The sequence below is a fragment of the Mucilaginibacter kameinonensis genome (assembly GCF_003675385.1).
GTDB classification, from domain to species: domain Bacteria; phylum Bacteroidota; class Bacteroidia; order Sphingobacteriales; family Sphingobacteriaceae; genus Mucilaginibacter; species Mucilaginibacter kameinonensis.
Genome location: NZ_RCWZ01000001.1, coordinates 771,369 through 783,679 on the forward strand (window position 1 = coordinate 771,369; position 12,311 = coordinate 783,679).

The 12,311-nt window shown below is 43.1% G+C and carries 10 protein-coding genes; 5 read left to right on the forward strand and 5 right to left on the reverse strand.

What is annotated here, in order from left to right; all coding sequences use genetic code 11:
- The first annotated feature begins 15 nt into the window (after nucleotides 1–15).
- Both EAH55_RS03470 and pyk read left to right on the forward strand, forming a co-directional pair.
- Nucleotides 16–441: an IPExxxVDY family protein gene (locus EAH55_RS03470; protein ID WP_223818063.1), complete on the forward strand. Its 426-nt coding sequence runs from the start codon at nucleotides 16–18 to the stop codon at nucleotides 439–441.
- A 64-nt stretch (nucleotides 442–505) separates the two neighbouring features.
- Nucleotides 506–1,945, forward strand: coding sequence for a pyruvate kinase (gene pyk / locus EAH55_RS03475; protein WP_112574581.1), 1,440 nt, complete (start codon nucleotides 506–508; stop codon nucleotides 1,943–1,945).
- A gap of 601 nt (nucleotides 1,946–2,546) precedes the next feature.
- Here the strand turns inward: pyk and EAH55_RS03485 are convergent.
- Nucleotides 2,547–5,402 (reverse strand): ATP-binding protein, encoded by a 2,856-nt coding sequence (locus tag EAH55_RS03485; protein WP_121808491.1) that lies wholly within the window; start codon nucleotides 5,400–5,402, stop codon nucleotides 2,547–2,549.
- 224 nt (nucleotides 5,403–5,626) lie between these two features.
- On the opposite strand from EAH55_RS03485, the gene EAH55_RS03490 reads away from it, so the two are divergent.
- From EAH55_RS03490 to EAH55_RS03500, 3 genes are all read left to right on the forward strand, one after another.
- Complete coding sequence (locus tag EAH55_RS03490) at nucleotides 5,627–6,433, forward strand: shikimate dehydrogenase family protein (protein WP_121808492.1); 807 nt, start codon at nucleotides 5,627–5,629, stop codon at nucleotides 6,431–6,433.
- Nucleotides 6,430–7,008, forward strand: coding sequence for a gliding motility lipoprotein GldD (gene gldD / locus EAH55_RS03495; protein WP_121808493.1), 579 nt, complete (start codon nucleotides 6,430–6,432; stop codon nucleotides 7,006–7,008). Before EAH55_RS03490 ends, gldD begins: the two co-directional genes overlap by 4 nt.
- 169 nt (nucleotides 7,009–7,177) lie before the next feature.
- Nucleotides 7,178–7,738 carry a hypothetical protein gene (locus EAH55_RS03500; RefSeq protein WP_112574576.1) on the forward strand — a complete coding sequence of 187 codons (561 nt, stop codon included), beginning with the start codon at nucleotides 7,178–7,180 and terminating at the stop codon, nucleotides 7,736–7,738.
- 161 nt (nucleotides 7,739–7,899) lie between these two features.
- Here EAH55_RS03500 and EAH55_RS03505 read toward each other — a convergent pair whose 3' ends face one another.
- The 4 genes from EAH55_RS03505 to rpiB form a co-directional block, all read right to left on the reverse strand.
- Entirely contained in the window at nucleotides 7,900–8,448 is a 549-nt protein-coding gene (locus tag EAH55_RS03505) for a dihydrofolate reductase family protein (protein WP_121808494.1), read from the reverse strand.
- A 4-nt stretch (nucleotides 8,449–8,452) separates the two neighbouring features.
- The gene (locus tag EAH55_RS03510) at nucleotides 8,453–9,841 is read right to left on the reverse strand and encodes a LutB/LldF family L-lactate oxidation iron-sulfur protein (RefSeq protein ID WP_121808495.1); all 1,389 of its coding nucleotides are present in this window, start codon (nucleotides 9,839–9,841) and stop codon (nucleotides 8,453–8,455) included.
- Nucleotides 9,842–10,030: 189 nt separating this feature from the next.
- Nucleotides 10,031–11,593, reverse strand: coding sequence for a M28 family peptidase (locus EAH55_RS03515; protein ID WP_121808496.1), 1,563 nt, complete (start codon nucleotides 11,591–11,593; stop codon nucleotides 10,031–10,033).
- 125 nt (nucleotides 11,594–11,718) lie between these two features.
- Nucleotides 11,719–12,153 carry a ribose 5-phosphate isomerase B gene (gene rpiB, locus EAH55_RS03520; protein WP_114940988.1) on the reverse strand — a complete coding sequence of 145 codons (435 nt, stop codon included), beginning with the start codon at nucleotides 12,151–12,153 and terminating at the stop codon, nucleotides 11,719–11,721.
- Between the last annotated feature and the right edge of the window lie 158 nt (nucleotides 12,154–12,311).

Genomic DNA, 12,311 nt, shown 5'->3' on the forward strand with positions numbered 1-12,311 from the left:
GACGGCGTAAAAGTAATGATTTTGAACAGGAAATTTTTAAAGTTTGAGATCGATTTTGATTTTGTGCTCATTGCGATAACAACGTCGCTTAAGGACTATCGCGTTTGTTTCCTTATCAATAAGTACCTGAATTTTAATTTCGTAAAAAACGACGACCTCGAAGTGGATATCTACCCCGGGGCTGATCCTGTTTTGTTTTCATTATACCGCTACAGTTGGGAAACCACCGAAACGGATTTCTTCTTTATTGGCAATAAAGGCTCAGACGGTTACCTGGTGCCTGAAATAAAAAGTGCCGACTATTTTTTAATGATACGTAACTATATAGATGATAATGAGCTTGATACGATCATCTCTTCGCTCAATAAAATACCGGAGATAGTTGCGGCAGTAAAGATTGATCCAAAAAAAATAAAATCACGGGAAAATCTGTTATTTTAGCGCCGAATTTAAAAAATGTCGGTTTTACAATCATTAAATACCCTCCAGTTTTAACCCGAATAATATGGAACTATACTATAATCGAACAAAAATTGTTGCCACCATGGGGCCGGCATCAGCTAAAAAGGATGTTTTATTAGCGATGATCAAGGCAGGTGTTAACGTTTGCCGTCTTAATTTTTCGCACGGTAAGCCCGAAGATCATAAGGTAGTGATCGATCTTATCCGTGAAATTAACGAGCAATACAAAACCAACGTAGGTATCCTTGCAGATTTACAGGGTCCTAAAATCCGTATAGGCCTGGTAAAGGATGGCGGTATTCATTTAGTTAACGGAACGCACATCAAAATTACCACACATGAGTGCATTGGTAACGATGAGCAGATCTACATTACTTATGATACCTTCCCGCAGGATGTACAGGCAAACGAAATTATTTTGCTTGATGATGGTAAGCTGCAATTAAGGGTTATTGAAACCAACAAAGTTGATACAGTTATATGTGAGGTAATTCACGGTGGTATTTTAACATCACGTAAAGGTGTTAACCTGCCAAACACTAAAGTATCTATCCCGAGCTTAACAGAAGAGGATTTGATCAACCTTGAATTCGCCCTTAAACAGGATGTTGAATGGATTGGTCTTTCTTTCGTTCGTACAGGCGAAGATATTGTAGACCTTAAACGTATTATTGCACGTAACGGCTCTGCAGCTAAAGTAATAGCTAAAGTTGAAAAACCTGAAGCCATTGAAAATATTGATGCCATTATTGCCGCTACAGATGGTGTAATGGTTGCCCGTGGTGACCTGGGTGTTGAAATGCCGCTTGAAGAAGTGCCATTGTTGCAAAAAATGATTGCCCGTAAATGTCGCGCTGCTTCAAAACCGGTAATTGTTGCTACCCAGATGCTGGAGTCAATGATTACTACCCCGCGCCCAACCCGTGCCGAAGTGAATGACGTTGCAAACTCTGTACTTGATGGCGCCGACGCGGTAATGCTAAGCGGTGAAACATCTGTTGGTGAGTTTCCGGTTATCGTTATCGAAACTATGGCTAAGATAGTTCGTAACGTTGAAGAGCTTGGCTATCCTTTCAATGCCCCTAAAGAAGCGGTTGTTAAGGATCCTGCATCTCCAGACTTCCTGATCAACGCGCTTTGCGAGTCAACCGTACACATTGCTGAGCAAAGCAACGCGGTGGGTATTGTTTCAATGACTACATCAGGCTATACTGCATTTGAAATATCAAGCCACAGGCCTAAGGCAAGTACTTATATCTTTACATCAAACAAGCAGTTGCTTAACGCGCTTAGCCTTGTTTGGGGTGTAAGGGCATTCTACTATGATCAGTTAGAAAGTACCGACCAAACTATTGCCGATGTTAATAACATGCTTAAAGCTGAAAACCTGATTAAAACAGGCGATATCGTTGTTAACACAGCTTCTACTCCTATCATTAAACAAGGAAAAACCAATACACTAAAATTAAGTGTAATTGAATAAGGCTATTTAAGATCTTACTTTTAATGAAGAAGGCTCGCCGGGATAACTGGCGGGCTTTTTTGTTGGAGGACGATCTATAAAAAAACAATGCCGGCCACCCTAAGGTAACCGGCAAAGCACAATTAAAATCAAGCACAATTTAGGTTTAAGGTTAAAAGGCCGATTTCTTTTGCTATCCTAAAAAATAAAAGGTAGATGTTTTTTCAAATAGCCGGGATGCTTATGAGCGTTTGTAAAAACGATTGTTGCACTTGGTGCAGTGGTAACGTTTTAATGAAAGCCATGGAAGCAGCAGCTTGACAATTGTGCCTCTTTTTATCCTGTCGCAAAATTTATTTTTACAGCGTGGGCACGTTGCTGCATTTGTTTTACCAATAGTTGGTATGGTATTGGTGTTATTGTTTTGGGCAATAAACTTATCTTCATTAACAGTAACAGTCATTATTCAGGGGGATTGTATGTCACAAAGCTGCCTAAAAGTTGTATAACAAAACTGCCATTTAACTTCACAAAACCGCCATTTATGTTAAAAAAGTACACTTTAAGTTAAAAAATGCCTGAAAACTAAAAAGGATAATTAGAATGATAGGGATATATAAGTTTAAAGCAACTCGTTAACATCCCTGCCATAGTATTCTTTAAACAATTTGCCGAAGTACGCGGGCGTATCAAAACCGGCGGCATAGGATACTTCGGCAACCGTACGGTACTTGCCGCTTTCAATAGCCTCACGGGCAATCTGTAACCGGATGGCACGGATATACTTATTAGGTGTAAGCCCGGTAATTGATTTTATCCGCCTGAACAACTGGCGCTCGCTAATAGCAAGCTCATAACTCAGCGCGGCAAGGGTAAGGTCGGTTTTGCCGGTATGTTTGCGTACCGTGGTTTCCAATTCCTCCAGCCATAACAAATCCGCAGGTGAAAGTATCTGGTCGACGTTTTCTGTCGATGATTGCTCAATTGGTGATTCGTTAGAGACGGTGGCTAACTCGTCGTATTCAGCGACGGTTGCCGCGGCACGGGCGGCTGCGTTAGTTATCAGGTTGGCTGTACGTGCAAGCAATTCGCTGCTTAAAAACGGCTTGGTAAGATAATCGTCGACGCCTGTATGGAGCGCCTTAAGCTTATGGCGCGTATCGGCGAGTGCTGTAAGCATAATCACGGGGATCCTGCAGTACTCGGCACTTTGTTTAAGGGTTTCGAGTAAGGTAAAGCCATCCATTTCGGGCATCATTACATCCGATATGATCAGGCTTGGGGTAGCCGGCAATTCCTGTAGCTTTTTCAATGCCTCGCTCCCATTGCTCACTGTAACAAGCTTGTATATAGGGCGCAAGATATCGGCAATATATGCTGCCATCTCATGATGGTCTTCTACCAGCATGATCAGCTGTTCGGTAGCACTTACAGAGGGATATCCGTTAGCTTTAAGGCCACTTTCGCCTGGAACTATCCCGGCAGCTATTTCTCTGGTAATATGAAGCGGTAGCCCGACTTTAAACATTACGCCCTCGCCCCTGTTGTTTTCTACAGAAATGTGGCCACCCATCAGCTCGGTAAATTCGCGCGCAATAGCAAGGCCTATACCTGTTCCTCCCTCTAACGGCGCATTATCCCGTTTACCCTGATAATAACGGTCGAATATGTGCGGCAAATCGTCAGGCTGAATGCCTGTACCGGTATTGGCTACGCTAAATTCTATTTTATCCTGTTTTACTGTTGATGCAATGGTGATGTCTCCTCCGTGAGGCGTAAACTTGATGGCATTGCCTATAAGGTTATTAACTATTTTTTCAAACTTTTCCTGATCAAGCGAAACAAAAAGCGTGGGATCAACGGAGTCAATCAACCTGTAACTGATCCCTTTATATTCAGCAGCTGATGCAAAACTCTGGTATAAAGCTTTTATCAGTGAAGCCAAAGCAACAGGTTTTGGATTCACGGTTAACTTACCGGCTTCAAGTTTACCAAGATCAAGCAGCTCGTTGACGATGTTAAGCAGCTTTTTGCTATTGTTTGATATGGTTTGCAACATTCCCCGCTGCTCATCGGCATAATTATTAAAGTCCATCAGTTGATTGGCCGGCCCAATGATCAATGTAAGCGGCGTGCGTAACTCATGGCTTATGTTGGCAAAAAAGCGCGTTTTCATCGCATCCAGCTTTTCCAGCTGACTATGTTCTTCGGCCAGTAAAGCAGCCTCTCTTTTCTTTTTAAGTATAAACCACCGGTAACCAATAACTGAAGCAACGGCTATGACCAACGCAATCGCGATCAAAAAATCGCGCTGAATTTCAACCAGCTTGGTTTGGTTGGCTGCTATCAGCAAGCGTTTATCTGCCTGGTATTTTTTATCCAGTTCGGCTGCGTCCCGTACTTTATCAAGCGCGTTGATGCTGTCATTAAGCCTGCGATAAAGGTTGTTATATTTAAAGGCATTTTTATAATCATCAAGGCCTTTATATGCATCTGTTAAATGGTTGTAGATATTTTTTTGTATGGTTAGGTTACTTTGCGCCTCTGGTTGGATAGCAATGGCCATCTCGCCGTATTGCACTGCCTTTTTAAAATCCTTATGATCAACGTACATGGTCATCAGCTCGTTAAGGTTATGCTTTTCGAGGGTTTTAAAATCACCTTTACGGGATAACTCCAGCGATTGTATCAGGATGTCTTTGGCCTTTTTATCCTGGTTGGTCATGAGGTAAAGTCGGCCCAGGTTGCCCTGGTAACGGGCTATGCTAAAGTCCGAAAGAAAATGCGCGTACCTTTTATCAAGTACCTGCTCCATCAGTAGCGTAGCCTTAGCCAGGTTTGCCGGCGATGACATGCTGCGCTCAGAAAGTATATTGGATATATTGCTCAATGCGAAAATATAAGCTGCGGTATCCTTTAAACTTTGGGCGTCTTTGGCAGCCTGCTCGGCATAAGGTAAAGCTTGTTTAGGGTTGTCTATCGACCGGTAGATGTCGGCGATGCAGGCCCGGCAATCAATACTTAAACCTTTCCATCCGCGGTTATCACACTCCTTTAATATTTTGAAAGCTACATTTAAGGCTTCAACCGTTTTGGCTTCGCGGCTAAGCATATAAGCCACCATGATGGGGGCTTTTTCGTAAGTGAGCGAATCTGCAGGGGTAGCAAGTTTGGTAGCCTCACGTCCAAATGTTAAAGCATCATGTTCATTGCCTATACCATAAGCCTGGTATGCTTGTGCCAATAGTACCCTGGCTTCAAAAGGTTGGTTACTATTTTTCCTTGCCGAATCGATAAGCCTTTTTGCAAGCATTGCGGCCGAGTCCTGGCTTTTCATGCCACGGAGCGTTTTCAATATCGGTTCCTTATTTGCTTTGAGTTTGTTTTGTGCCCGGGCAACCAGGCTGCATAAAACAATGAAGTATAGAAGAAGTATCCTTCGGAAAAGATGGGTGGTTGAAATTGTAATAGGGGTCATGATAATGTGTCCAAATTACAACTTTATCGAAAACTGGAATTAATTAATTTGAAATAAATTACCTTATAAATAATATTTATTTATAAGGTAATCACGGATGTTGGTTTTAAATCAATAGTTAAATTTGTTTGTTTTGGTGTTAATATTACGCCATATAAAAGGTATATGCCCGGCTTAAAGCTTATTTGATTACTTTAGCAGCTGGTATTGTTATAGAATTGACCATGAAACACTACGGACTAATCGGTTTTCCGCTCTCCCATTCATTTTCAAAAAAGTTTTTTACCGAAAAATTTGAAGCCGAAGGCATTACTGATGCCCGCTACGATCTTTACCCGATTGAACATATTAAAGACCTACAAGACCTGCTTGATGAGCATCCTGATATTTGCGGCCTTAACGTAACTATTCCGCATAAAATAAATGTATTACCTTTTTTAGATTGGATAGAGCATGACGCCCGCAAAGCCGGTGCAGTGAACTGTATCAGGGTGACAGCCGAAAGCCCGGTTGAAGCTGCGTTTTCGGGTGAGATTGGGGTTAAAGACCATGATTTCAGGCTGGAAGGATACAATACCGACATTTATGGCTTTGAGGAATCGTTAAAACCTTTAATTGGCGATGGAAACGATGATGCCCTGATTTTGGGTGACGGCGGAGCTGCAAAGGCTGTAAAGTGTGTACTGGAAAATTTGGGTATCAGCTATAAAGTTATTACCCGCAAACCCACGCACCACCCGGACAATATTTTGTTTAAGGATCTCAAACCACATCATATTACCCAACATAAGATCATCATAAACACTACCCCTTTAGGAACCTATCCTAATGTTGACGAGTGCCCGCCAATCCCTTATGAGTTTATTGGTGATGATCATGTTTTATACGACCTGATATACAATCCCGAAGAAACCCTGTTTTTAAAGCGAGGCCGTGAGCAGGGCGCTAAAACAAAGAATGGCTACGAGATGCTGGTTTTGCAGGCCGAAAAATCGTGGGAGATCTGGAACTCAAAAGAGAAACACCCATGAAGTATTTAACCTTATTGGTAGCGGCATTATTGTTTCTGGCAGCGTGTGGCGGCAATCATGACTATGCGCCTAAACCACGTGGCTTCTATCGCATACCATTCCCCAAAAAGGAATACCAGGATTACGCGACGGGTTGCCCTTATGCTTTTACCTATCCTAAATACGCCTACATCGAACCTGATAGAAAACGCGATGCCAAACCCTGCTGGGTAAATATGCAGTTTCCGCAATTTAATGCTACGCTGCATTTGAGTTATCAGCCTATTACGTCGAAAAAGGAGTTTAACCAATTGGTTGAGGACGCGCGTACCTTTGCATTTAAGCATACGGTAAAAGCCACATCCATTGATGAGGGCATCATTCATTATGCCGATAAAAAGGTTTATGGCATCTATTATACTATAGATGGTAATGCCGCATCATCTGCCCAGTTTTTCCTGACCGATAGCGTGCATAATTATATCCGCGGGGCGTTATATTTTAACAGCGAACCCCGCCTGGACTCTATACAGCCAGTACTTAATTTTATCAAGCAGGATATGGCTGTGATGATTAAGAGCTTTAAATGGAAATAGAGGATAGAGGCAAGACGGCAAGAATCAAAAAACAAGAAAGCTTCGAACTCTATATAAATTTACAGGGATAAATTATTATTTCTATTTCGGGCCGTTGACAAAAACAGCTGTTGACATCCGTTGTTACTGATATACGCCGGATCGTAATCTGGTGAATAATCAGCATACAATGAAACTCATCAAACTCAATAAAATAGGTACTGATATCAGGTTGCATACCGAAAACCTTGCCCACACAGGGTTTAGGAAAATATTTGAGGGTATCGATCAGCTTAAAATAAAAAACGGTGTTGATAAGCTGGGCCTCGAAGGTTTTATTAACCAGTGTGCCTGTCTTGCGGCAGGCTCCGGTGCTATGGCCGGGAGTGGGGGCATGTTTACACTTGTAGCGGGAATCCCTTTTGATTTCATTAACCTCATCACCCAACAGTTCAGGGCTATTATGGGGATCATGTATTATTACAGGGGTACATATGATAACGGATTCGACGATTTTATGTCCTTAGTGGCAACGTCGGTCCGTGTAGAGGCCGGTGTGGCCATCACCAGGAGCATGATGGAGGGCATAGCCGAACGTATGCTCGTGATATTGGGCACCCGTACCGCCGAACGCCTGGTGCCCGTTGTGGGCGCGGTTATAGGCGGCACAGCAAATTACCTGTTCATCAAACGCATGGCCGAGCAGGTAAAAAGGATGCAAAAGGATTATGTAGTAATTCAGGTGGGATAAGCTTGCCCTGTAAAATATGTCATTTCGAACGAGGAACGAGGAGAAATCTTATACGTCTTGCAAATCGAACTAAGCATGGCGTACAAGATTTCTCTTTCGCGCCAACCCACCGGCCATACCGGCTCTATCGAAATGACAACTTTTTAAGTATTTAACACAGTCTACATACCATCCAGCATTCCTAAATCAAACTTTGGTTTGATGGTATACCTAAGCTGTACCAGCCCGCTCGAAAACTGTTCGCTGCCAAGTAAAATAAGTTCGACACGATCTTTCGAGCCCATGAACAATGGCTTGCCGCTTCCTAAAATAATAGGATGTACCGAAAGTAAAAACTCAGTGATAAACCCCTCTTCAATAAAAGCAGAAACAAGGCTTGCCCCACCAAACATCCAGATGTTTTTACCCGGCTGATCCCTGATCGTTTCAACCCTCGATTTAAAGTCGGCGCTTTTGATGATCTCGGTGTTGGGGTTTGGCGATGGTGGCAGCGTATCCGAAAAGACATACATTTTCAAAGCACCAAACATTTCCGGATCGGTACTCATGAGCAGATCATAGCTTTTACGGCCTATGAAAATAGCATCGCTACTGCTTAAAAACTCGGTCATGCCATAATCCTGATCGGCAAGGCACCAGTCGTATTCGCCGTTGGGGCCTTCAATGAAGCCGTCGAGGCTTACAGCAAGATTTAATATTATTTTACGCATAGTGCTATTCTTCAGGAGTGTTATTCATTTCCTGCCATTGCTTGCTGAATGATTTGTCAGCCACTTTTGGCATCTCGCGCAGATGTCCCCAGGTGCGTTTGAAGAAAGTTTTAAGCAGGAAGTTTTTCATGCCACCGCCAAAAAAGTCTGTAAGCTTACGCTTAAGCATCCCTTTTTTCCAAATGGCCCAACCCCAGCGTTCTTTGTTGGTCACCAGGTTTTCGTTAACGGCATCGCGGCGGTTGAGGAGCAGCATTTTGTGGATGTCGATTTTAACAGGGCATACCTCGGTGCATTTACCGCAAAGACTTGAAGCATAGCTCAGGTGCTTAAAATCTTCCATGCCCCGTGTGTGAGGGGTAATGATAGATCCTATAGGGCCGCTGTAGGTTGTAGCGTAGGTGTGGCCGCCAATATTTTTATAAATAGGACAACCATTAAGGCAAGCTCCGCAACGAATACAGTAAAGACCCTGGCGCTGGTCTTTTTTTGCCAGTAGGTTTGTACGGCCATTATCCAAGAGCACTACGTACATTTCTTCGGGGCCGTCGGTTTCATTTGGCTGGCGCGGACCGCTTAGTATCGTATTGTAAACTGTTAAGTTTTGCCCGGTACCATGGGTAGATAACATGGGCCAAAACAGATCCAGATCGGTTATTGAAGGGATGATTTTCTCGATACCCACAATAGCGATATGGATTTTAGGGAACGTGGTGCAAAGACGCGCGTTACCTTCGTTTTCGCTGATGGCTATGCTGCCGGTATCAGCCAGTAAAAAATTAGCTCCGGTAATGCCAACATCGGCCTGTACATATTTATCGCGAAGCAGTTCGCGGGCTTTCAGCGTAATTTGTTCGGGTGTAGCATCAATAGGGGTACCAAACCTTTCGTGGAAAAGTTTGGCGATATCCTCCTTGCTCAGGTGCATGGCCGGAGTAACAATATGATAAGGCTTTTGGCCTAAAAGCTGAACTATATACTCGCCCAAATCTGTTTCCAATGACTCGATATGGTTACTTTCCAGAAATTCATTCAGGTGAATTTCTTCTGTAACCATCGATTTGGACTTTACTACAGTTTTGGCATTGGCTTTATTAATGATGTTCAGGATTTCGCGTTGTGCTTCTTCCACATCGTTGGCCCAAATCACTTTGCCACCGCGCTTCTGGAAATTGGCTTCAAATTCCGGCAGGAACTTGTCCAGGTTTTCCATCACTTTCCATTTGAGCACATGGCCCTTTTTCTTGGCATTATCTAAATTGATAATACGTGATAGGCCACGGGACACCGCATTATCATAACGGTCGATATTGAAGTTGATAATACGGCGATGATCAGCATCAAATGCCTTCTCTTCCGATTTTACCAAAAATTCTTCAGCGATTGCTCCCATATATGCGAAAGTAGGATTTTGTTTTTAATTTGGTGAATGGTTGATTAAGTGAGTGGTTGTTTGTGAACAGATAATATATGAGAAGGTTTTAAAACTTTCTTAAAACAAAAAGAGGCGCATGTGATGCGCCTCTACAAAAATATTCTTAAACAGGTTACTAATCCCTTAATCAACCCAATCAACCACTCACTATTTCCCAGCAGCTGCATCCACAACGGGACGCTTGTCGCGGTTGGCAAGGTCCCAGCCGGTATAAAATACCAGTTGAGCGCGTTTGGCCAATAGCGGGAAGTTGATTTTGCTTACTTCATCGCCTGGTTGGTGATAATCGGCATGTACACCGTTAAAATAGAAGATAATTGGTACGCCGTGTTTTGCAAAGTTGTAGTGATCGCTACGGTAGTAAAACCTGTTAGGATCATTAGGATCGTCGTACTTATAATCAAGTTTTAATTTGGTGTAAGTATTGTTTGCATTCTCACCAATTTCATGTAACTCCTTGCTTAGCATAGCCGAACCAATTGGATAAACATAGTTTGCAGAGTCGGGTTTGCCAATGTACTCTTCACCTACCCTGCCGATCATATCAATATTTAAATCGGTAATGGTATTGGCCAGCGGGAATACAGGATGATCTGAATAATACTCAGAACCCAATAAACCTTTTTCTTCGCCAACATTACCTAAAAACAGGATGCTGCGACGAGGGCCATGACCATCTTTTTTAGCCTTTGAGAATGCGCGGGCGATTTCCAAAATACCTGTAGTGCCTGAACCGTCATCGTCGGCACCGTTGTTTACTTTGTCTTTAGCTTTTTCATCAGGATTTAGACCAATATGGTCATAGTGTGCCGAAAAGATCAATACTTCATCTTTCAGATCGGTGCCCGGCATGTAACCTAATACATCAACCGCTTTTACGTCTTTTTTAGTGGTTACGTAGTTTACAACTACATTGTCTTTTATAACCGTAGCGGGTGTAGTTGCCGCTGCCGAAGCAGATTTAAGATCGGCATAAGTTTTACCAGTCGATTTTACCAGTTCATCGGCCAGTACCGCGGTAATGTTAAATACAGGGGCGTTGGTGTTTGCCGGTTTAGCCGCTTCGTCCTTAATAGTTAACCTTGGACTTGTTACGCTTTTGCCGAAACGGGCTAAAGCTGCTGCAATGCCGGGGTTGGCCGCTAATATGATAGCCGGGTTTTTGCTTTGTAAGTTTTTGACAACTTTAGTACGCGCATTGCTCATGCGGTAGCTGGTGTTTGGCGTAGTGCCTGCTTCTGGCTTATCTTCATTAATCCAAAGCACAATTTTGCCGGCCAGGTCGGTATTACCAATTTCAGCATCGGTGCCGTAGCCAACAAAAACGATATCACTTACTGATGTGCTTTTATCCGGAAATGCGCCGCCTAAATAAAAATCGGTACCATACTCAAATGATTTACCGTTAACCGTAAATGCTGTTACTTTCAGCGCGTTTTCGGTAAGGGGTACATCAAAAAAATATGAGCCGTTAACAGGGGCCTGCAATCCTAATTTTTTAAACTCGCCGGCTATATAGTTAGCAGCTTTTTCGGCACCGGGCTTGCCAGTTTCGCGGCCTTCAAAGGCGTCAGAAGCCAGGATGCTCAAGTGCTTTTTCGCATCGTCGGCAGTGATCAGCCCGGCGTATTTCATTGCCGTGGCGTTCTGCTGTGCACAGGCCGTAGTTGCCGAGGCCAGCGCGATAAGCAATAATGGTAATTTATTCATTCTTTTAGTTAATAGTTCTTTTTTTAAGGGTAAAGGCTAAAGGTCAAAGGCGAAAGGTAGCTGCATTTTGCAAAGCGAAAGAAGAGGTAAAAACCTTTAACCTTTCGCCTTTGTCCTTTCACCTATCAAACGCAGGCTATCTTCTCTACCCGATTGGCATGCCTGCCGCCTTCAAATTCAGTATTCAAAAATGTGGTAACTATGGCCTTTGCTTCTTCGGGGGTAACAAAGCGGGCGGGTACGCAAACTATGTTGGCGTTGTTGTGGCTGCGGGCCAGTACGGCAATTTCTTCTTTCCAGCAAATAGCCGCACGAATGTTCTGATGTTTATTGGCCGTTATAGCAACGCCATTAGCTGCACCACAAATCAGGATGCCAAGGTCACACTCACCGCTTTCAACTGCGTTGGCTACAGGATGCGCGAAATCAGGATAATCAACCGACTCGGACGAGTAAGTGCCGAAGTCTTTTACTTCGATAGATGAAAGTGTTTCTGTTAAAATTTGTTTGTATTCATACCCGGCGTGATCCGAACCGATAGCGATTTTTAATCCTTGCATCATTTATCAAAAGTATAACGTTTTATCACTTTTTAAAGGTAAATAATTTGTTATAAACAGGCTAATCTGCTTCGGCGCGAAACGGCGAATAATCCAATTGAAAATATGCAGATCTCACCTATTTGCGATGGTTGTCATTAGAAGAACATTTGAAGAGG